Below are 18,998 nucleotides of genomic sequence, written 5' to 3'. Positions count from 1 at the left end.
CCATGCGGCCGCTGAGCGCCCGCGACGTGGGCCGCTACCTGGCGCTGTCGGCGGCCATCGTCGCCGTCTATTACGTGCTGGCGCGGCTGGGCCTGCTGATGGTGCTGCCGCCCTACCAGGTCGCGCCCATCTACCCCGCCGCCGGCTGGGGCCTGGCCGTGCTGCTTGTCTGGGGCCTGCGCTACACGCCGGCCGTGGCTTTGGGGTCCTTCATCGTGCAGGCCACGACGATGAACGAACTGAGCGGCGTGCTGCCGCTGGCCCTGGGCATCGGCCTGGGTGCCGCCGCCCAGGCAGTGGCCGGCACGCTGCTGATGCGGCGCTGGTGCGGCCGGCCGCTGGTGCTGGCCTCGCCGCGCGAGATCGCCGGCTATCTGTTCGCGGCGGCGCTGGCGGGCGTCGTCAGCCCAACTTGCGCGAGCTTGGTGCTGAAGGCCTTCGGCGTCATCGCCACCGCGCAGATGGGCCTGGTCTGGACGATCTGGTGGACCGGCGACCTGATGGGCGTACTCATCGCCACGCCGATCACCCTGGCCCTGATCGGCCAGCCGCGTTCGGCCTGGGCAACGCGGCGCTTCAGCGTCGGCCTGCCGATGCTGCTGACCACGCTGCTCGTGGGCCTGGGCGTGGCCGTCACGATGGAATGGGACCGCCAGCGCAACCGCGCCGACTTCACGCGCGACGCGACCAGCGCCGCCCAGGACCTGGCCGGCCGGCTGCGCGAGCCGCTGCTGGCACTGGAGGGCGTGCACGGCCTCGTCAAGGTCAAGCCAAGGCCGACGCGCGCGGAGTTCGCCCAAGCGACGAGCGGCTTCCTGACCGAGGAGAGCCCGTTGATCGCGCTGGGCCTGACGCTGCGTGTTGCGCGCGCCGACGTCGACCGCTTCAACGCGGCTGCAGCGGCCGATGCCTTTCCCGGCGGCTACCAGGCGCGCGACCGCCTGCGTGCCGGCGACCTGCGCCCACCGGCGGACGAGGACATGCTGGCCATCCGCCTCATCGAACCGCTGTCGCGCAATGCCGGCGCGCTGGGCGTGAACGTGCGCACCATCCCCGGCGCGCGCGCAGCCATCGAGCGCGCCGCGTCGCTGGGGAAACCGGTGGCGTCGGCGGGCTTCCAGCTGTCGCAGGACAAGGAGGCCGCGGTCGGCGTCGTGGTCTATCAGCCCCTCTACCGGGGCCAGGCGGCGCCCAGCGAGCAGGCCCTGGACGGCGTCGTCTTCGCCACGCTGAGGCCCGACCTGCTGCTGTCGCGCCTGGCGGCCAACTGGCCCGAGCATCTCGGCGCCTGTCTCGTCGACCTGGAGCGCGGCGCGCTCTATCCGCGACTGGGCGGGCGCCTGGGCTGCGAGGCCGTGCAACGTGGGGGCGCCGACCTGCCCCTGGTCAAGATGCCGCTGGAGTTCGGCGGCCGGTCATGGGAGATTCGCATCTATGACCTGCCCGGCTTGGTGCAGGCGCCGGGGCGCAGCTGGGCCTTCGCCCTCGTCGGCCTGCTGGCCACGGCCATGGTGGGCGCGCTGCTGCTGCTGATGTCGGGCCGCACCCAGCATGTCGAGGCGCTGGTGCAGGAACGCACCGCCGCGCTGGAGCGCGAGGTTGCCAACCGCGCCCAGGGCGAGCGCGCGCTGAGCCAGAGCGAGCAGCGCTTTCACAGCATCTTCGAGACTGCGCCCATCGGCATCGCCTTCACCGACCTCAACGGCGGCTTCCAAGAGGTCAATGCCCATTTCTGCCATCTGGTCGGCTACACGGCCGAGGCGCTGGCGAACAAGCGCTCCATCGACGTGACCCATGCCGATGACCGTCGTGAGGACATCCGCCTGGCACGCCGGCTGATGCGCGGCGAGATCCCGTTCTACCGCCGCTTGAAGCGCTATATCCGTCCCGACGGCAGCACCGCCCATGCGCGCGTGCTGGTCAGCCTGCTGCGCGGCGCGGACGGCCGGCCGCACCGGCTGGTGGGCATCATCGAGGACATCACCGACCAGCTGCGCATCGAGGAGCTGGACCGCGCCCGCGAGGCCGCCGAGGCGGCCAACCAGGCCAAGAGCGAGTTCCTGTCGCGCATGAGCCATGAGCTGCGCACACCGATGAACGCCATCCTCGGCTTCACGCAGCTGATGCAGATGGACGCCGGTGAACCGCTGGCACCGGGCCAGCGCGCACGCGCCCAGCAGATCGCCCAGGCCGGCTGGCATCTGCTGGAAATGATCAACGACACGCTGGACCTGTCGCGCATCGAGGCAGGCTCGCTGCGCCTGGAGCCTGTGCTGCTGGAGCTGCCGCCGCTGCTGGCCCGGGCCTTGGCGCTGGTGCAAGGTCAAGCCGCAGAGCGCGGCCTGGCCATCAGCCAGCGTATCGACCCGGCCGCCGTGCGCCTCGTCGGCGACCCCACGCGGGTTACCCAAATCCTGACCAACCTGCTCAGCAACGCGGTCAAGTACAACCGCCCAGGCGGCAGCGTCAGCGTCGAGGTGGCTCGTCCTGAGCTGGGGTGGGTCGAAATCGCCGTGCGCGACACCGGGCTGGGCCTTACCGAAGAGCAGCGCGCCGCCCTCTTCCAACCTTTCAACCGCCTGGGCCGCGAGCGCAGCGGCCTGCCGGGCACGGGTATCGGCCTGGTCATCAGCCAGCGCCTGGCCGAGATGATGGGCGGCAGCCTGCGCGCCGAAGAGCAGGACGGCCCCGGCGCCTGCTTCGTGCTGAGGCTGCCGGCCAGCGGCGCTGCCGCTGCACTGTCCCAGGAGACGGCCCCGGACGAACCGACCAGCCCGCGCCCCAGCCCCCAGCGGAGCGTGCTCTACGTGGAGGACAACCCGCTCAACGCCGAAGTCATGCGCGGCATCCTGGAGCAGCGGCCCGGCATCGAGCTGGAAGTGGCGCCGACCGTTGAAGCCGGCCTGCGCGCCTTGCGCGAGCGCCCGCCGGCCCTGCTGCTGCTCGACTGGCAGCTGCCCGATGGCGACGGCCTGACGCTGCTGAGCCGCATGCGCGAGCTGGGCCAGCCACTTCCCCCCGTCGTCGTCGTGTCGGCCAATGCCCAGCCCGAGCAGATCGCCGCCGCCGAGGTGGCGGGCGCCCAGCACTATCTGACTAAGCCGCTGGACGTGCGTGAATTGCTCGCCCTGGTCGATGAATTGTTGGCGCCGGGCTCCGTCGTAGCGGGGGCAGAATGAGGGCCCAGTCCCCAACACGCGTCAGCGCCCGATGAGTTCCACCGATCTCGTTCCCAGCACCGGTGCCCAGGCCGTGCAGGCCCTGGCACGCACCGATGGCCGCCAGTTCCTGACCTTTCGCATCGGCGCAGAGGAATACGGCCTCAACATCCTGCGCGTGCAGGAAATCCGCTCTTACGAGCCGCCCACCCGCGTTGCCAATGCACCGGCCTTCGTCAAGGGCGTCGTCAACCTGCGCGGCGTCATCGTGCCCATCGTGGACCTGCGCATCCGCCTGGGCCAGGCCGGTGAATACAACGCTTTCACCGTCGTCATCGTGCTCAATGTGGCCGGCCGCGTCGTCGGTGTCGTCGTGGATTCGGTGTCCGACGTGCTGGAACTCAGCGCCGACGAGATCAAGCCCCGCCCGGAAGTGGCCGCCGCCCTGGACGCCCGCTTCATCACCGGCCTGGGCAAGCTCGGCGAGCGCATGCTGATCCTGCTGGATATCGAGGCCATGATCAAAAGCCCGGATTTCGGCCTGGTCGACTGAAGGAAAGTTAGCGATCGCTGACTGTTTCACCGTTGGAAACATTGCATTCCAGCAGCGTCACGAACTGACTTAGCACTCGCCAAACCAGAGTGCTAATATCCTGCTCACCGCGGCATTCCGCGCCGCGGTTTAGCAAGGATTCATGACGATGTCCGCCTCTTCTGCCATTGCCGTCCGCGACCCCTGGGCCATGGTGCCTTCGCTGGGCAATCTGGACGCATACATCTCCGCCGTCAACCGCCTGCCGCTGCTGACGGCCGAGGAAGAAGGGTCCGCCGCGCGCAGCCTGCGCGACAAGGGCGACCTGGAAGCCGCCGGCCGCATGGTGCTGTCGCATCTGCGCCTGGTGGTGGCCATCTCCCGCCAGTACATGGGCTACGGCCTGCCCCAGGGCGACCTGATCCAGGAAGGCAATGTCGGCCTGATGAAGGCCGTCAAGCGCTTCGACCCGGACCAGGGTGTGCGCCTGGTGAGCTATGCCATGCACTGGATCAAGGCCGAGATCCACGAGTACATCCTGAAGAACTGGCGCATGGTCAAGGTCGCGACGACCAAGGCCCAACGCAAGCTGTTCTTCAATCTGCGCTCGATGAAGCACCAGATGAAGGCCGACCAGGCCGACGGCCAGACGCATCGCAACACGCTCACCGAGGCCGAACTGGCCCATGTCGCCAGCACGCTGAACGTCAAGCGCGAGGAAGTGCTGGAAATGGAAACCCGCATGTCGGGTGGCGACGTGGCGCTGGAGCCGCAGACCGACGACGAGGGCGAGAGCTTCGCGCCCATCGCCTACCTGGCCGACGACAGCCACGAGCCGACCCGCGTCATCGAGGCCCGTTCGCGCGACGAACTCGCCGGCGACGGCATCCACCGCGCGCTGGACGTGCTGGACCCGCGCAGCCGCCGCATCGTCGAGGAGCGCTGGCTGAAGGTGAACGACGATTCGTCGGGCGGCATGACGCTGCACGAGCTGGCTGCCGAATACGGCGTGTCGGCCGAGCGCATCCGCCAGATCGAGGTGGCGGCGATGAAGAAGATGAAGAAGGCGCTGACCGAAGCGGCCTGATTGACCCTCTTCCGCTCCAGGTAAAAGGCCCCTCGGGGCCTTTTCTACTTTTTGGCTTCGGCCAGCAGCAGCTTGATGTCGTCCGCCAGCGGCTGGGCGCCTGAGCCGTAGCGCGCGTAAACGCGCACGCGGCCTTCGGTGTCGAAGATGAAGCTCGCCGCCGTGTGGTCCATCGTGTAGGTCTCGGGTGTCTTGCCCGGCGCCTTGGCGTAGAAGACCTTGAACTCCTTGGCCGCGGCCTTCGTCTGCTCCTCGCTGCCGCGCAGGCCGACAAAGCTGGGATCGAAGCTGGCCAGATAGGCCTTGAGCAGCTGCGCCGTATCGCGCTCCGGGTCGACGGTGACGAAGATGCCCTGCACCTTGTCGCCGTCCGCGCCCAGGCTGCGCTTGACTTCGGCCACCTCGGCCATCGTCGTCGGGCAGACGTCGGGGCATTGGGTGTAGCCGAAGAAGACCACCAGCACCTTGCCCTTGAAGTCAGCCAGCGAGCGGGCGCGGCCGTCCTGGTCGGTCAGGTTCAGCGTGCGGGCGTACTCGGCGCCGGTCAGGTCGATGCCCTTGAAGGCAGGCTTGTCGGGGCTCGCCTTCTGGCAGGCGGCCAACGACAGTGCGGCCAGCGCGGTCAGCGCGAAACGACGGGTGTTCATGCGATGTAGTGGTCGATCAACAGCGCCGCAAAGAGCAGCGACAAATGCCAGATGGAGAACCAGAAGGTCCGCCGCGCCAGCATCTCCGAATACGAGCGCCACAGCCGGAAGGCATAGCCGCAGAAGCCCAGGCCGAGTGCGACGGCGCTGGCGAGGTAGAACCAGCCGCTCATGCCGGTCAGGAAGGGCAGCAGCGTGGCCGCAAACAGCACCCAGGTGTAGAGCAGGATCTGCAGCCGCGTGTAGTCGTTGCCATGCGTGACGGGCAGCATGGGTAGGCCGGCGCGCGCGTAATCTTCAGCGCGGTACAGCGCCAGCGCCCAGAAGTGCGGCGGCGTCCACAGGAAGATGATCAAGCACAGCAGCCAGGGCTCGGGGCCGAGGTCGCCACGCAGCGCGGCCCAGCCCAGCACCGGCGGCATGGCGCCCGAGGCGCCGCCGATGACGATGTTCTGCGGCGTCATCGGCTTCAGGATGACGGTGTAGATGACGGCATAGCCGATGAAGGTGGCGAAGGTCAGCCACATCGTCAGCACGTTGACGTACAAGCCCAGCAGCGCCATGCCGGCTGCACACAGCAGGGCCGAGAAGGTGAGCGTCTGCGTACGGCTGAGCTCGCCCTTGGCCGTAGCGCGCCAGGCGGTGCGCTTCATGCGCGCGTCGATGCCGTCCTCGATGAGGCAGTTGAAGGCGGCCGCGGCGCCGGCGACCAGCCAGATGCCTGCGACGGCGGCAAGCATGGTGAGGGCCTGTTCCAGCGACGGCAGGCCGGGCACGGCCAGGGCCATGCCGATGGCCGCGCAGAAGACGATGAGCTGGACGACGCGCGGCTTGGTCAGCTGGTAGAACTGCTGCCAGCGCGGGCTGTGCACGAAGGCGCTGGCGGTGGACGTGGAAGCCATGGTCAAGTTTGCGCCCTCAGGCGCGCGAGCAAGATGGTGAGCAAGGCGAGCAGCAGAGCGGCGCCAGCGGTGTGGGCGAGGGCCGCCACGATAGGCCAGTCGAGCACGACATTGGACAGGCCGGAGGCGAGCTGCCAGCCAGCCGCGGCGAGCAGCCAGTTGGACCAGTTCGCCGCATGCCGACGCAGCCGCCAGGCCAGTGCCAGGATGGCCGCAAAGACGACGCCCGCGCCGATGCGATGGGCCGTGTGGATGGCGGCCAGCGCCTCGAACCCGAGCCAGCCGCCGTCGGCGCGCTGGCCCAGTGCGCGCCAGAGCTGAAAGCCCTGCGCGAAGTCCAGTTGCGGCCACCACTGGCCGCCGTGGCAGGTGGGGAATTCGTCGCAGGCCAGCACGGCGTAATTCGTGCTGACCCAGCCGCCAAGGGCGACCTGGACAAGTGCAAGCACAAGGACGACGGCGACCGCACGGCGCAACGCCGACGGCGCGATGATCGGCCGCGGCTCGTAGGCCTCGTGCTGCCAGGCGAGCAGCATCAAGAGGCCGATGCCGAGCAGCAGGTGCAGCGTGACGATGGCCGGGAAGAGCTTCATCGTGACCGTCAGCGCGCCGAAGGCCCCCTGCACGCAGACCCAGGCCAGCGTCAGCGTCGGCAGCCAGGGCGATGGTGCGGTCTCTGCGCCCCGCCGCTTCAGCCGCCAACTCAGCGCAGCCATGACGAGGATGAGCAGGCCCACGCCGCTGGCCAGATAGCGGTGAACCATCTCGATCCAGGCTTTGCCGTGCGTGACCGGGCCGGTGGGCATCGCGGTCTGGGCGGCCTCGATGTGGTCGTGGGCGCCGGCCGGGCTTGCAGCGCTGTAGCAACCCGGCCAGTCCGGGCAGCCCAGGCCCGAATCGGTCAGGCGCGTGAAGGCGCCGAAGACGATGAGGTCGAAGGTCAGGAACAGCGTCAGCAGGGTCAGCGCGCGCAGCCGCCCTGCCGGCGTCGCGCTTCGCGAGCGCTGGCGCCACCAGAGCAGTGGGCCGATGGCGACCGCGCCGCCGATGGCGGCGACCTGGCCAAGAGGGACCAGCAGGTCGTTCATCGGCCTGCCGTATCCCAGCTGGCGCTGGCGCGCAGCAGCCTGTCGAGATCGGCTTTGAGCTTCTTGGGCTCGGGCTCGGCAGGGGCGCGCTCCATCCAGTTGCCCATGGGGTCGACGATGTAGAAATGGTCGGCCAGCGCCTTGCCCGAGGCGGGTTTGAGCCAGGCATCCAACCGGTCCCTGGGCACGCGCAGCACGGTCACTTCGGCGCCCTTCTGACTGACGGCAGCCATCACTTCGGGGCGCGGCGTGCCGGTATCGGGAATGAGCCAGAGCTTGTCCACGCGCGCCCGCTCCTTGCCCAGCATCTCGCGCAGTTGGCGCTGCACGAAGAGCTGCTGTTCGCAGGCGGCCGGGCAGTCGGAACCGTGCACGACGGCCAGCAGCCATTGACCCCGCAAGGAAGCCGGCGCGACCGCCCTGCCCTGCAGGTCGGTGAGCGGCAGGTCGGCAGGCATGTCGACGGCAGGCGCGATCAGTTCGCCATAGGCCGAGCCGCTGGGCCTGACGACGTAGAAGGTGAAGTAGGAGGCGACGACCGGCGCCGCGCACATGGCCAGCACCAGCAGCATCTTCCAGCGGCCGACGCGCTGCTGCCCCGTCGTGCGGGGATCGGGCAGGCTGTGCACCGCGAAGCTCAGCGGTTCAGGACTGCTGACGGCGGAGCCGGGGACGGATGAGTTGGAACCAGACATAGAGACCGACGATCAGCGCGCAGAGCGCAAACCATTGAAAGGCATAGCCATAGTGTTTTTGCAAGCCGAGGTCGGGCGCCGGCCAATGGCGCAGCAACGTGTCGTCGGGCGTATCCGCGGCGGTCTGCACGACGGTCAGCGGCAAGAGCTTCAGGCCGGACTCGACGGCGAAGGCCGCAGGGTCGAGATTTTGCCGGATCGGGCCGGCCGACCCTTCGCCCAGCTCGTAAAGCCGGGAGGGCGACGTCGCCAGCCGCCCTTCGACGGCAACCTCGCCGGGCGGCGTGAGCAAGGGGGGCAATTGCTGGCGCTCGAGTTGATTGCGCGGCGCCCAGCCGCGCTGTACCAGGACGGCGGCGTCGCGGCCCGCCAGGCGCAGCGGCGTCACGACGAAGAAGCCCGTGCGGCCGTCCATGGGCCGGTTGTCCAGCCAGATCGTGCGTTCGGCCATCCAGGTGCCACGCAGGGCCACACGGCGGTGCAGTTGGCCTTCGCCGCCCAACTCGGCCTCGGTGAGCGCCGGCTTGTCGGCTTCGGCCTCGATGGCTGCTTGCAACGCGATCTTCTGCGCGGCACGGTCAAGCTGCCAGACGCCCAGCCGCGCCGTCAGCGCGGCGCCCACCAGGCCCGCCAACAGCACCAGCCAGCGCCTACCGCTCATGCAAGACCCCGAGCGGATAATTCGACACCATGAAATTCGTGATCCTGATCGCCTTCATCGGCATCCTTGGCGCGCTCGGCGCGGCCGGCTTCTTCATGCTGCGCAAAGGCGGCAACAAGAAAAGCCCCAACATGGCCCGTGCGCTGGCGGTGCGGGTCGCCGTGTCGGTGACGCTGTTCCTGGTCATCCTGCTGAGCTGGAAGATGGGCTGGATACAGCCGACCGGACTGCCGGTGAAATCCTGAGCTTCAACAACAAAAAAGCGCCGCTGCTGCGGCGCTTTCTCATTGCGAGACCGGGAAGTCACATCCAGTAGACGATGACGTACAGGCCCAGCCACACCACGTCCACGAAGTGCCAGTACCAAGCGGCGCCTTCGAAGCCGAAGTGGCGCTCCGGCGTGAAGTGGCCCTTCATCAGGCGGATGGTGATGAACAGCAGCATCAGTGCGCCCACGCAGACGTGAAAGCCGTGGAAGCCGGTCAGCATGAAGAAGGTCGAGCCGTAGATGCCGGAGGTCAGCTTGAGGTTGAGCTCGGTGTAGGCGTGGTGGTATTCATAGGCCTGGAAGCCGACGAAGGTCGCGCCCAGCAGCACGGTGATCCACATCCACAGGATGGTCTTGCCGCGGTTGCCGGCGATCAGCGCGTGATGGGCAATCGTCAGCGTGACACCGGAGGTCAGCAGCAGGGCCGTGTTGATCGTCGGAATGGGCCAGGGGCCCATGGTGCTGAAGGCCTCGACGGTGCCCGCCGGCGCAGCGGTAAAGCCGGGCGCCGTGCTGGGCCAGATGGCCTTGAAGTCGGGCCACAGCAAGGCGTTTTCCAGGCTGCCAAGCACCGGCACCGAGTACAGGCGGGACCAGAACAGCGCGCCGAAGAAGGCGGCGAAGAACATCACCTCCGAGAAGATGAACCAGCCCATGCTCCAGCGGAAGGAGACATCGATACGGTCGCTGTACAGGCCGCCCTCGCTCTCGCCGATGGCCTGGCGGAACCATTGCTGCAGCACGAAGGCCCAGAAGGCCAGGCCGCCGAACAGCGAGTACATGCCCCAGCCATGGCCGTTGACCCACTGGCCCGCGCCGAGGATGACGAAGAACAGGCCGATCGCGGCCATCACCGGATGCCGTGAAGGCGCCGGGACGAAGTAGTACGGGGTCTTGCCCGGGGTAGTCGCTGCCGACATGTTGTTCTCCTAGTACTCGCTCGTTCTGAACTCTGTTGCGGCGCGGGCCTTCAGGCCCCGGCCACGCCACTGCTGATGACCCAACGGACCAGCAGCACCAGCACCAATACAAACAGGGCGGCGCCAAGCACGCCCGCGATCAATACATGCACCGGGTTGAGCTTGGCCATGTCGTTCTCATGATCCTTGCCCCGGCGCACACCGAAAAAACTCCAGGCCACGGCCGAGATCGTCTGGGCCAGCGAGGCCTTGCGGCCCACGGCGTCCTTCAGATCCTTGCCGGCTTCGCTCACAGCGCGGCTCCCGTCGCTGAACGGGATCCAGGCGCCTGGCCCAACTTCACACCGCCCTTGCCCGCCACCTCGAAGAAGGTATAGGACAGGGTGATGGTCTTCACATCCTTGGGCAGCTTGGGGTCGATGACGAACACGACCGGCCACTGCTTGCTCTCGCCCGGCTTCAGCGTGTACTCGTTGAAGCAGAAGCATTCCAGCTTGTTGAAATGCGCACTCGCCTGCATCGGCGCATAGCTCGGGATGGCCTGGGCCGCCATGGTGCGGTCCTGCACGTTGCGGAACTCGTACATGACCTGGGTCAGTTCGCCCGGGTGCACCGTCAGATGGCGCACCGCCGGCTTGAAGTCCCAGGGGCCGCGGGCATTGGTGTCGAACTCGACCGTGATTTCACGGCTGAAGTCGATCTGGCCGTTGCCGTCGGCGATGCCTTTGGCCGAAAGCGCGGTCTGGCGCTCGGCCAGCGACAGCACGTTGATGCCCAGCGCATTGCAGATGGCCTTGTACAGCGGCACCAGCGCGTAACCGAAGCCGAACATCAACGCGACCACCACCGCCAGCTTCATGACGAGCTGCCGGTTGTCGCGATGCAGAGCGGCCAGGAAACGCATGTCAGTGCCGCCCGGCCGCCCGAAGGCGCTGACGCGCCCCCTCGGGGGGCAGCAAACGAAGTGCGCGTGGGGGCTTCATCATGTCAGTGAGCCAGCAGCACCATCTTCGTGACGAAGCCGATGCCGAAAATCAAGGCAATCGACAGCAGGATCAATCCCAGCCGTCGGTTGGCTTTGCGCTGTTCGGGCGTCATGGCCATCAGGCGACGATCTTGGTGGCCGAAGCGTTCAGCTTGGGCGGCTCTTCGAAGGTGTGGAAGGGCGCCGGCGACGGCACTTCCCACTCCAGGCCTTCGGCGGCTTCCCAGGGCTTCTGCGCCGCCTTCTCACCCTTGCCGCGCATGGCCGGCACGACGACGAACAGGAAGAAGTAGACCTGCATCAGGCCGAAGCCGAAGGCGCCGATGGATGCAATCGCGTTGAAGTCGGCGAACTGCATCGGGTAGTCGGCATAGCGACGCGGCATGCCGGCCAGACCCAGGAAGTGCATCGGGAAGAAGGTGATGTTGAAGAAGATCAGCGAACCCCAGAAGTGGATCTTGCCGCGGGTCTCCGAATACATCACGCCGGTCCACTTCGGCGACCAGTAGTAGTAGCCGGCGAACATGCCGTACAGCGAGCCGGCCACCAGCACGTAGTGGAAGTGGGCCACGACGTAGTAGGTGTCCTGCAGCTGGATGTCGACCGGTGCCATCGCCAGGATCAGGCCGGTGAAGCCGCCCATCGTGAACACGAAGATGAAGCCGACGGCGAACAGCATCGGCGTCTCGAAGGTCATCGAGCCGCGCCACATCGTCGCCAGCCAGTTGAAGATCTTCACGCCCGTGGGCACGGCGATCAACATGGTCGCGTACATGAAGAACAGCTGGCCCGTCACCGGCATGCCGGTGGCGAACATGTGGTGGGCCCAGACGATGAAGGACAGGATCGCGATGGAGGCCGTCGCGTACACCATGGAGGCGTAGCCGAACAGGCGCTTGCGGGCGAAGGCCGGCACGATCTGGCTGACGATGCCGAAGGCCGGCAAGATCATGATGTAGACCTCGGGGTGGCCGAAGAACCAGAAGATGTGCTGGTACATGACCGGGTCGCCGCCGCCAGCCGGGTTGAAGAAGGCGGTGCCGAAGTGACGGTCGGTCAGCGTCATCGTGATGGCGCCGGCCAGCACGGGCATGACGGCGATCAGCAGATAGGCCGTGATCAGCCAGGTCCAGGCGAACATCGGCATCTTCATCAGCGTCATGCCGGGGGCGCGCATGTTGAGGATGGTGACGATGATGTTGATCGAGCCCATGATGGACGAGGCGCCCATGATGTGCATCGCGAAGATGCCGGCGTCCATCGACGGGCCCATCTGCAGCGTCAGGGGCGCGTACAGCGTCCAGCCCGCGGCGGGGGCGCCACCGGGCATGAAGAAGCTGCCCACCAGCATGATGGCCGCGGGGATCAGCAGCCAGAAGCTGAAGTTGTTCATCCGCGCGAAGGCCATGTCGGCCGCGCCGATCTGCAGCGGGATCATCCAGTTCGCGAAGCCGACGAAGGCCGGCATGATGGCGCCGAACACCATGATCAGACCGTGCATGGTCGTGAACTGGTTGAAGAGTTCGGGGTTGAAGAACTGCAGGCCCGGCTGGAACAGCTCGGCGCGGATGCACAGGGCCAGGATGCCGCCGACCATCAGCATCGTGAAGGAGAACAGCAGGTAGAGGGTGCCGATGTCCTTGTGGTTGGTCGCGAACACCCAGCGGCGCCAGCCGTGGGGTGCGTGGTGATCATCGTGGTGGTCGTGATCGTGATCGTGGGCGTGGCCGTCATGGCCACCGACCGCGCCGTGGGGGGGGAGCACTGCACTCATGTGATTTCCTCTGATTCGGCGTTCGGTCGATTACTTGCGGGCGGCCAGCACTTCGGCCGGTTGCACCGTCTGGCCCGTCTTGTTGGACCAGCTGTTCTTCGTGTACGTGATCACGGCGGCGATGTCGGTATCGCTGAGCTGCTTCCAGGCGGGCATGCCCTTGTCCATGCGGCCGTTCAGCACGACCTGAACCTGCTGCAGTTTGTCTTCGGCGAGCACGACCGGCGACTTGTCCAGCGGCTTGATCGGGCCGGCGCCCGAGCCGTCGGCCTTGTGGCAGACGGCGCAGTTGGCGCCATAGACCTTCTCGCCGCGGGCGACCAGGGCGGCTTGCTCCCAGACCTTGTTCGGGTCATCGGCCTTGGCGGCGATTTCCTTCTTCTTGCCATCCACCCACTTGGTGTAGTCCTCGGCGGACACGACCTTCACGTGGATGGGCATGTAGGCGTGTTCCTTGCCGCACAGCTCGGCGCATTGGCCGTAGTAGTCACCGATCTTCTCGGCCTTGAACCAGGTGTCGCGCACGAAGCCGGGGATGGCATCCTGCTTGACGCCGAAGGCCGGCACCATCCAGGCGTGGATGACGTCGTTGGCCGTCGTGATGATGCGGACCTTCTTGTCCACCGGCACGACCAGCGGGTTGTCCACCTTCAGTAGGTAGTCGTCGACCTCTTCGGGGTGCTTGGAGTTCGAGGACTCGCGCTGGGCCGTGTCCAGCGTGGCCAGGAAGCCGATGCCCTCGCCTTCGCCCTTCAGGTAGTCATAGCCCCATTTCCACTGGTAGCCGGTGGCCTTGATGGTCACGTCGGCATTGGTGGTGTCCTTCATCGCGACGACGACCTTGGTCGCCGGCAGGGCCATGCCGATGACGATGAGGAAGGGCACCACCGTCCAGGCGATCTCGACGGCCACGCTCTCGTGGAAGTTGGCCGACACCGCGCCCTTGGACTTGCGGTGCTTGAAGATGGAATAGAACATCACCCCGAACACCGCGAAGAAGATGACCAGGCAGACGATCATCACGAAGTTGTGCAGCCACATCTGGTCGGCCGCGATGCGCGTGACTGGCTCGTGCAGATTGAGCTGATTGACGCCGGGGCCGCCCTTCAGGTCGTTGACCGCCAGGGCTGGGCCGGCCGCCAGGGCCGCCATCGCCGCCGTGGCCCAACGGCCCCAAGCGCGTGAGGCGCTATGCACTCGTGCGTTCATCATCGTCATGGTTGTCACTTGGTTCTTTGAAGAGCGGGGCTTGCTTGTCCAGCCCGACAGCTGGATTTGGGAGGCAAGTTCCGTGGGTTGAGCCGGGTGTTGCCCCAAAGCCCTCTATGCGGCGCGGGATTTTAGCCCAGGCTCCGAGAGGGACGGCCCATGCCGCCCCCGGGGATTCACCCCCTTCATCCCCCTTCACCCGGTTTCACGGCCCTTGCGCAGCGTTGCGCGCATGGCGTCGACGGACACATGGGTCTCGGCCGCCATCGTCAGCCGCGGCGCCGCCTTGAAGGCGTGGCCGAAGACGAGCTCTACCGTCAGCGCAAGCCGGCCCTCGCCGTCGCGCAGCGTTTCCAGCTGCGCCAGCAGTGCCGCCTTCCACTTGCGACCGCGCAAGCCGGCGAAGCGCGCGGGCGCCAGGTTGCCGCCCAGCGCCCGCAGGTCGGCCAGCAGGCTTTCGGGCGTGGCCCAGGTCAGGCGCAGCCGCTGCTGGTCCATGACGGGGTCGGCAAAGCCGGCCTTGAGCACCAGGTCGCCGATGTCATGCATGTCCCACCAGTCAGGCGCCGGCCGGCCCCAGCCGGCGCGCGCATACAACGGCCGCAGTTCGACGAAGCTGTCCGGGCCCAGGCAGGAAAACATCACAAAGCCGCCGACCGCGACGCTGGCCTGCCAGGTGTCGAGCAGCTCCGGCAGGTCGGCGCAGGCATGCAGGGCCATGTTGGACCACAACAGGTCGACCTGGGGCAACGCTGGCAGCGAATCGACATGACCGGAGGAGGCGCCACGCAGCTTCTGCCACCAGTTGCGCTGGCGCTTCTCGGCCGCGCGAGCCGCCAGCGCCGTGTCGGCTTCATGCCATAGCAACTCCGCGCTCGGGTAAGCCAGGCGCAGCAGCTCGCCACTGGCGCCCAAGGCCGGCGATGCGTCCAGCACGCGGTTCGGCTGCAGCTTGATATAGGTCAGGCGTTCGGCCATGCGCCCGGCGACCTCGTCGTGCAACCACGGCGGCTGCGCAGCGGCCGCGAGGCGGCGCGCCTGGTGGCGAACGGCGGCGGCGTCGAGGTCCTGGGGCCGCGGCCCCTTGTTTGAAGTAGGGGTCGAAGCCGGTTCACTCATGGAGCGGTCAGTATATTGAGCCGATGCCCGAGCGCTCCCTGTCGGCAACGAAGCCTGCTCTGATCGAGAAAGTCCTGCTGCGCTGCGCCGGCCAGTGCGCCGTCTGCCGCGCCTGGAGCCACCAGACCATCTGCGAAGCCTGCCTGGCCCTCTACGCACGCCCGCAGCCGCGCTGCTGGACCTGCGCGGCCAGGCTGCCCATCGAATTGACCGGCAGGCCCCGCCCCCAATGCGGGCGCTGCCTGCACGCGGCACCACCGCTGGACCGCGCCGTGGCTGCGCTGGACTACCGCTTCCCCTGGGACGGCTTGCTGCAGCACTTCAAATACCACCAGGCCCTGGAACTGCGCGAGAGCCTGCTGGAGCGCCTGAACACGGCGCTGACCGCGGCCGAGGTCGACGCGCCAGACTGGCTGCTGCCCGTGCCGCTGTCGAACGACCGCCTGCGCGAGCGCGGCTACAACCAGGCACACGAGCTGGCCAAGGCGCTGGCGCGCCGGCGCGGCCTGCGCTGCGAGCCGGAGATGCTGCTGCGGGTACGCCACAACGCTGCCCAAGCCAGCCTGAAGCTGGAGGCGCGCGCAGCCAATGTGCGCGGCGTCTTCGCCGTCGAGCCGCTGCGCGCGGCGCAGTTGCGCGGCACCTGCGTCGCGCTGCTCGACGACGTGATGACCAGCGGCGCGACGCTGTTCGAGCTGGCCCATGTGCTGCTGCAGGCCGGCGCGATGAGCGTGCAGGCCTGGGTCATTGCGCGCACGCCGGAGCCGGGCGAATGACGCCCCTCGTCCAGTCCTGCCGCGCTGGACGCCGGCAAGCCTGGCCGGCCCCCCGAGGGGGCGGCGATGCTTGCCGGATCGACCGGCAAGCACATCGCCATGACGGGCCGGCTTGGGAGCGGCCCGGCGCTCGGCCCGAATGCAACACGTTGATCGCCGCGATCCGGCGAAGATACTCGCGTCCATGTTCCATATCGTCCTTGTCCAGCCGGAGATTCCGCCCAACACGGGCAATGTGATCCGGCTCGCAGCCAACACCGGCTGCAGCCTGCACCTGATCGAGCCCTTGGGCTTCTCGATGGAAGACAAGCTGCTACAACGCGCCGGCCTGGACTATCACGAGTACGCCCGCGTGCAGCGCCATGCCGATTGGGCGGCCTTCCTGGCGGCCCAGTCGCCCGACGCCGCACGCATGTTCGCCTTCACCACGCGCGGCAGCCGGTCCTTTGGCGAGGTGGCCTGGCAGCCGGGCGACTACTTCGTGTTTGGCAGCGAGACGGCCGGCCTGGCGCCCGAACTGCGTGAGAGCTTCCCGCTCGATCAGCGTGTGCGCCTGCCGATGCGCGAGGGCCAGCGCAGCCTCAACCTGAGCAACAGCGTCGCGGTCGCCGTGTTCGAAGCCTGGCGGCAGAACGGCTACGCAGGCGGCGCCTGAATTATTCGGCGCGGGCCTCGCGGCCCATCAGGTGCTCGACCGCCTCGCCGACACGCAGCCGCCCGTCCAGCAAGGCCACCATGGCCTCGGTGATCGGCATCTCGACGCCGGCCTCGCGCGCACGCGCCAGCACCGTCGGCGCGCTGTAGACGCCTTCGGCCACATGACCGAGTTTGGCCAGGATGTCCCGCAACGCGAGCCCCTGCGCCAGCATCAGGCCGACGCGGCGATTGCGCGACAGGTCGCCCGTCGCCGTCAGCACCAGGTCGCCCAGACCCGACAGACCCATGAAGGTCTCGGCCTTGGCGCCCAGGGCCAGGCCCAGGCGCAGCATCTCGGCCAGGCCGCGCGTGATGACGGCGGCGCGGGCGTTCAACCCCGGCGCATCAGGTGCGGCGCCGGAGAGGCCATCGCAGACGCCCACCGCTATGGCCATGACGTTCTTGACTGCGCCGCCGACTTCGACGCCAACCGGATCGTTGGAGGTATAGACGCGCAGCCGTTCGCCATGGAAGGCATCGACGGCGGCCTGGGCGAGCGCCGCGTCCTCGCTCGCCGCGACCAGGGCCGTGGGCCGGCCAGCGGCCACTTCCTGCGCAAAGCTGGGGCCGGACAACACACCGACGCGCATGGCCGGCTGCAACTCGCGTGCGATCTCGTGGCCGAGCCGCCCGGTGACTGCCTCGAAACCCTTGCACAGCCACAGCACGCGCTGCGTTGGCGGCAGGGCGGCGAGGGTTTCGCGCAGGCCGGACATCGGCGTCGCGACGATGGTCAGCCCGTCGGCGGCGTGCGCAATGGCTGCGGCACGGTCGCCGGTCAGGCCGAGCGCGGCGGGCAGTTCGCCGTCGGGCAGATAGGCCGCGTTGCGGCGGCTCGCCCGCATTTGTCCGATGGCAGTTGCGTCACGGCCCCACAGGCTCACATCATGGCCGGCGTTGGCCGCCTGGATGGCCAGGGCCGTGCCCCAGGCACCGGCGCCGAGAACGCTGATCTTCATCGTCGTCATGCGCAGAAGTGTCACCCAAGTAAAACGCCCCGCACGGAGCGGGGCGTCATCACGAGGCGAGCCTCGATGCTCAGTTGACGGCCTGGCCGCCCTGGGCTTCGCGCTGCGCCTGCTGGGCCTCGAACATGGCCTGGAAGTTCACTTCCGTCAGCAGCACCGGCGGGAAGCCGGCGCGGGTGCAGACGTCGGACACGATGGCGCGCAGATAGGGGTAGACCATCTGCGGGCAGACGATGCCCAGGATGCCTTCGAGCTGGTCCTGCGGCACATTGCGGATCTCGAAGATGCCGGCCTGCTTGGCTTCGACCAGGAACAGCGTCTTGTCGCCGACCTTGGTGTTGACCGTGGCCGTCACGCAGACCTCGAAAATGCCGTCGGTGACGTTCTCGGCCGACAGCGTCAGGTTGATGTCTACCTGGGGCTGTTGCTGCTCCAGCAGGATGTGCGGCGCGTTGGGCTGCTCCAGCGACAGATCCTTCAGGTACATGCGCTGGATCTGGAACACGGGGGTGCCTTCGGGGGCGGCTTGGATCTCGTCGGCCATGGGATTCTTTCTAGCGAAGCGTCAAACAAAAGCCCGCAGGCGGCGTGCTGCGGGCAGTCACTGGATTATGGGCGATGCCTCGTGACAAGCCGATCGGGCTTGCCCGGTGTTGAAATCAGGCAAGAACGCCCAAAGCGACCCTTCAGGCCGCTTGGAGCAAGGGCAGCAAGCCGCCCTTCTGGTCGAGGGCGATGAGGTCATCGCACCCCCCGACATGGGTGTCGCCGATGAAGATCTGCGGCACGGTGCGGCGGCCCGTCCTGGCCATCATCTCCTGGCGTTCGCCCGGGTTGAGGTCGACGCGGACCTCGTCGATCTGCTCGACGCCGCGTTGCTTGAGCAGCATCTTGGCGCGCACGCAGAACGGACAGACCAGGGTGGTGTACATCTTGACGGCAGCCATCTCAATCTCCTTCAGCCGCAAATCTGCCTACGCAGATTTCTGCCCAATGAAAGGCAGAAAAAGTCGGTTGGGCGAAAAACCGCTCACGCGCTTTTTTCCACCGGCAAATTCGCCTCCCGCCAGGCCTTGAGGCCGCCGGCCAGCACCTGGGCCTTGTCATAGCCCAGCTTGCGCAGCATGCCCGCGGCGCGGCCGGCGCGTGCGCCGGTCGGGCACACCAACACCAGCGGCAGGGCCTTGTTGGACGGCAAGGACTTGTGGCCCTCGATCTGGCCAAAGGGGATGTTGCGCGCGCCGACGGCATGGCCCTTGGCAAACTCTTCGGGCTCGCTGACATCGATCAGCACGCCCTTCTCGCGGTTGATCAGTTGCACCGCCTGGGCGGGGGCGAGGCCGCCGCCCTGTGCACCCGACATCAGCATGGGCCAGAGCAACAGGCCACCGGACACAAGTGCGGCGACGAGCAGAAACCAGTTCTCGATCAGGAAGTTCAAGCAAGCATCCCGTGTAATTCAACGAAGCCGGCGATTATCGCTGGGTCGGATAATCCGCCGCCTCCCACCACC

General features: G+C 67.5%; 22 protein-coding genes. 6 read left to right on the top strand and 16 right to left on the bottom strand.

Annotated features, from left to right (window positions below):
- The first annotated feature begins 2 nt into the window (after positions 1-2).
- The 3 genes from AC1DW0_RS16390 (at position 3) to rpoH (ending at position 4,777) form a co-directional block, all read left to right on the top strand.
- Positions 3-3,179, top strand: a complete 3,177-nt coding sequence (locus AC1DW0_RS16390) for a CHASE domain-containing protein (RefSeq protein WP_056199371.1) — start codon at positions 3-5, stop codon at positions 3,177-3,179.
- A gap of 31 nt (positions 3,180-3,210) precedes the next feature.
- Complete coding sequence (locus AC1DW0_RS16385) at positions 3,211-3,711, top strand: chemotaxis protein CheW (RefSeq protein ID WP_056199375.1); 501 nt, start codon at positions 3,211-3,213, stop codon at positions 3,709-3,711.
- A 148-nt stretch (positions 3,712-3,859) separates the two neighbouring features.
- Entirely contained in the window at positions 3,860-4,777 is a 918-nt protein-coding gene (gene rpoH / locus AC1DW0_RS16380; RefSeq protein WP_477946913.1) for an RNA polymerase sigma factor RpoH, read from the top strand.
- 44 nt (positions 4,778-4,821) lie between these two features.
- On the opposite strand, the gene AC1DW0_RS16375 is transcribed toward rpoH, so the two are convergent.
- Genes AC1DW0_RS16375 through AC1DW0_RS16355 form a run of 5 tightly spaced genes read right to left on the bottom strand, consistent with a single transcriptional unit; the run spans position 4,822 to position 8,770 of the window.
- Entirely contained in the window at positions 4,822-5,424 is a 603-nt protein-coding gene (locus AC1DW0_RS16375; protein WP_056199381.1) for an SCO family protein, read from the bottom strand.
- On the bottom strand, positions 5,421-6,326 hold the full coding sequence (gene cyoE / locus AC1DW0_RS16370; protein ID WP_477946911.1) for a heme o synthase: 906 nt from the start codon (positions 6,324-6,326) through the stop codon (positions 5,421-5,423). Before cyoE ends, AC1DW0_RS16375 begins: the two co-directional genes overlap by 4 nt.
- Before the next feature lie 2 nt (positions 6,327-6,328).
- A complete protein-coding gene (locus AC1DW0_RS16365; RefSeq protein WP_457325419.1) occupies positions 6,329-7,414 on the bottom strand; it encodes a COX15/CtaA family protein in 1,086 nt (361 codons plus the stop codon).
- Positions 7,411-8,109 carry an SCO family protein gene (locus AC1DW0_RS16360; RefSeq protein ID WP_477946909.1) on the bottom strand — a complete coding sequence of 233 codons (699 nt, stop codon included), beginning with the start codon at positions 8,107-8,109 and terminating at the stop codon, positions 7,411-7,413. Before AC1DW0_RS16360 ends, AC1DW0_RS16365 begins: the two co-directional genes overlap by 4 nt.
- On the bottom strand, positions 8,060-8,770 hold the full coding sequence (locus tag AC1DW0_RS16355) for an SURF1 family protein (RefSeq protein WP_477946907.1): 711 nt from the start codon (positions 8,768-8,770) through the stop codon (positions 8,060-8,062). The genes AC1DW0_RS16360 and AC1DW0_RS16355 overlap by 50 nt, the downstream gene beginning before the upstream one ends.
- Before the next feature lie 29 nt (positions 8,771-8,799).
- Between AC1DW0_RS16355 and AC1DW0_RS16350 the strand changes: the two genes are divergently transcribed.
- Positions 8,800-9,015: a DUF2909 domain-containing protein gene (locus tag AC1DW0_RS16350; RefSeq protein ID WP_457391322.1), complete on the top strand. Its 216-nt coding sequence runs from the start codon at positions 8,800-8,802 to the stop codon at positions 9,013-9,015.
- Between the two features lie 58 nt (positions 9,016-9,073).
- On the opposite strand, the gene AC1DW0_RS16345 is transcribed toward AC1DW0_RS16350, so the two are convergent.
- From AC1DW0_RS16345 to AC1DW0_RS16315, 7 genes are all read right to left on the bottom strand, one after another.
- Positions 9,074-9,958 carry a cytochrome c oxidase subunit 3 gene (locus tag AC1DW0_RS16345; RefSeq protein WP_056199399.1) on the bottom strand — a complete coding sequence of 295 codons (885 nt, stop codon included), beginning with the start codon at positions 9,956-9,958 and terminating at the stop codon, positions 9,074-9,076.
- A gap of 50 nt (positions 9,959-10,008) precedes the next feature.
- Positions 10,009-10,251: a DUF2970 domain-containing protein gene (locus tag AC1DW0_RS16340; protein WP_457326213.1), complete on the bottom strand. Its 243-nt coding sequence runs from the start codon at positions 10,249-10,251 to the stop codon at positions 10,009-10,011.
- Positions 10,248-10,862, bottom strand: coding sequence for a cytochrome c oxidase assembly protein (locus AC1DW0_RS16335; RefSeq protein ID WP_477946904.1), 615 nt, complete (start codon positions 10,860-10,862; stop codon positions 10,248-10,250). Before AC1DW0_RS16335 ends, AC1DW0_RS16340 begins: the two co-directional genes overlap by 4 nt.
- Positions 10,863-10,945: 83 nt before the next feature.
- Positions 10,946-11,062, bottom strand: a complete 117-nt coding sequence (locus AC1DW0_RS16330) for a cytochrome oxidase small assembly protein (RefSeq protein WP_394326330.1) — start codon at positions 11,060-11,062, stop codon at positions 10,946-10,948.
- Complete coding sequence (gene ctaD, locus AC1DW0_RS16325) at positions 11,062-12,717, bottom strand: cytochrome c oxidase subunit I (RefSeq protein WP_056199408.1); 1,656 nt, start codon at positions 12,715-12,717, stop codon at positions 11,062-11,064. The genes AC1DW0_RS16330 and ctaD overlap by 1 nt, the downstream gene beginning before the upstream one ends.
- A gap of 30 nt (positions 12,718-12,747) precedes the next feature.
- Positions 12,748-13,935, bottom strand: coding sequence for a cytochrome c oxidase subunit II (coxB, locus tag AC1DW0_RS16320; protein ID WP_477858554.1), 1,188 nt, complete (start codon positions 13,933-13,935; stop codon positions 12,748-12,750).
- Between the two features lie 186 nt (positions 13,936-14,121).
- Positions 14,122-15,045, bottom strand: a complete 924-nt coding sequence (locus AC1DW0_RS16315; RefSeq protein WP_457444789.1) for a class I SAM-dependent methyltransferase — start codon at positions 15,043-15,045, stop codon at positions 14,122-14,124.
- A gap of 23 nt (positions 15,046-15,068) precedes the next feature.
- Between AC1DW0_RS16315 and AC1DW0_RS16310 the strand changes: the two genes are divergently transcribed.
- Positions 15,069-15,821 (top strand): ComF family protein, encoded by a 753-nt coding sequence (locus AC1DW0_RS16310; RefSeq protein WP_057295803.1) that lies wholly within the window; start codon positions 15,069-15,071, stop codon positions 15,819-15,821.
- Between the two features lie 184 nt (positions 15,822-16,005).
- Positions 16,006-16,476 carry a tRNA (uridine(34)/cytosine(34)/5-carboxymethylaminomethyluridine(34)-2'-O)-methyltransferase TrmL gene (trmL, locus tag AC1DW0_RS16305; protein ID WP_457391331.1) on the top strand — a complete coding sequence of 157 codons (471 nt, stop codon included), beginning with the start codon at positions 16,006-16,008 and terminating at the stop codon, positions 16,474-16,476.
- 1 nt (position 16,477) lies between these two features.
- Here the strand turns inward: trmL and AC1DW0_RS16300 are convergent, their stop codons facing one another.
- From AC1DW0_RS16300 to AC1DW0_RS16285, 4 genes are all read right to left on the bottom strand, one after another.
- Positions 16,478-17,476, bottom strand: coding sequence for an NAD(P)H-dependent glycerol-3-phosphate dehydrogenase (locus AC1DW0_RS16300; RefSeq protein ID WP_477946900.1), 999 nt, complete (start codon positions 17,474-17,476; stop codon positions 16,478-16,480).
- A 79-nt stretch (positions 17,477-17,555) separates the two neighbouring features.
- Entirely contained in the window at positions 17,556-18,029 is a 474-nt protein-coding gene (secB, locus tag AC1DW0_RS16295; RefSeq protein WP_056199425.1) for a protein-export chaperone SecB, read from the bottom strand.
- A 142-nt stretch (positions 18,030-18,171) separates the two neighbouring features.
- Complete coding sequence (gene grxC, locus AC1DW0_RS16290) at positions 18,172-18,432, bottom strand: glutaredoxin 3 (RefSeq protein WP_457326074.1); 261 nt, start codon at positions 18,430-18,432, stop codon at positions 18,172-18,174.
- Positions 18,433-18,515: 83 nt separating this feature from the next.
- Positions 18,516-18,926 carry a rhodanese-like domain-containing protein gene (locus tag AC1DW0_RS16285; protein WP_056199428.1) on the bottom strand — a complete coding sequence of 137 codons (411 nt, stop codon included), beginning with the start codon at positions 18,924-18,926 and terminating at the stop codon, positions 18,516-18,518.
- Positions 18,927-18,998: the final 72 nt, after the last annotated feature.

The sequence above is a fragment of the Roseateles sp. P4_D2 genome (assembly GCF_056401875.1).
This window is presented reverse-complemented; position numbering and strand designations above follow the sequence as displayed.

Coding starts and splice junctions, on each gene's coding strand:
- AC1DW0_RS16385 (WP_056199375.1), top strand. CDS start 3,211: ATGAGTTCCACCGATCTCGTTCCCAGCACCGGTGCCCAGGCCGTGCAG.
- coxB (WP_477858554.1), bottom strand. CDS start 13,935: ATGACGATGATGAACGCACGAGTGCATAGCGCCTCACGCGCTTGGGGC.
- AC1DW0_RS16330 (WP_394326330.1), bottom strand. CDS start 11,062: ATGGCCATGACGCCCGAACAGCGCAAAGCCAACCGACGGCTGGGATTG.
- AC1DW0_RS16300 (WP_477946900.1), bottom strand. CDS start 17,476: ATGAAGATCAGCGTTCTCGGCGCCGGTGCCTGGGGCACGGCCCTGGCC.
- AC1DW0_RS16365 (WP_457325419.1), bottom strand. CDS start 7,414: ATGAACGACCTGCTGGTCCCTCTTGGCCAGGTCGCCGCCATCGGCGGC.
- grxC (WP_457326074.1), bottom strand. CDS start 18,432: ATGGCTGCCGTCAAGATGTACACCACCCTGGTCTGTCCGTTCTGCGTG.
- AC1DW0_RS16375 (WP_056199381.1), bottom strand. CDS start 5,424: ATGAACACCCGTCGTTTCGCGCTGACCGCGCTGGCCGCACTGTCGTTG.
- trmL (WP_457391331.1), top strand. CDS start 16,006: ATGTTCCATATCGTCCTTGTCCAGCCGGAGATTCCGCCCAACACGGGC.
- AC1DW0_RS16390 (WP_056199371.1), top strand. CDS start 3: ATGCGGCCGCTGAGCGCCCGCGACGTGGGCCGCTACCTGGCGCTGTCG.
- AC1DW0_RS16315 (WP_457444789.1), bottom strand. CDS start 15,045: ATGAGTGAACCGGCTTCGACCCCTACTTCAAACAAGGGGCCGCGGCCC.
- AC1DW0_RS16335 (WP_477946904.1), bottom strand. CDS start 10,862: ATGCGTTTCCTGGCCGCTCTGCATCGCGACAACCGGCAGCTCGTCATG.
- secB (WP_056199425.1), bottom strand. CDS start 18,029: ATGGCCGACGAGATCCAAGCCGCCCCCGAAGGCACCCCCGTGTTCCAG.
- AC1DW0_RS16355 (WP_477946907.1), bottom strand. CDS start 8,770: ATGAGCGGTAGGCGCTGGCTGGTGCTGTTGGCGGGCCTGGTGGGCGCC.
- AC1DW0_RS16310 (WP_057295803.1), top strand. CDS start 15,069: ATGCCCGAGCGCTCCCTGTCGGCAACGAAGCCTGCTCTGATCGAGAAA.
- cyoE (WP_477946911.1), bottom strand. CDS start 6,326: ATGGCTTCCACGTCCACCGCCAGCGCCTTCGTGCACAGCCCGCGCTGG.
- rpoH (WP_477946913.1), top strand. CDS start 3,860: ATGTCCGCCTCTTCTGCCATTGCCGTCCGCGACCCCTGGGCCATGGTG.
- ctaD (WP_056199408.1), bottom strand. CDS start 12,717: ATGAGTGCAGTGCTCCCCCCCCACGGCGCGGTCGGTGGCCATGACGGC.
- AC1DW0_RS16350 (WP_457391322.1), top strand. CDS start 8,800: ATGAAATTCGTGATCCTGATCGCCTTCATCGGCATCCTTGGCGCGCTC.
- AC1DW0_RS16360 (WP_477946909.1), bottom strand. CDS start 8,109: ATGTCTGGTTCCAACTCATCCGTCCCCGGCTCCGCCGTCAGCAGTCCT.
- AC1DW0_RS16345 (WP_056199399.1), bottom strand. CDS start 9,958: ATGTCGGCAGCGACTACCCCGGGCAAGACCCCGTACTACTTCGTCCCG.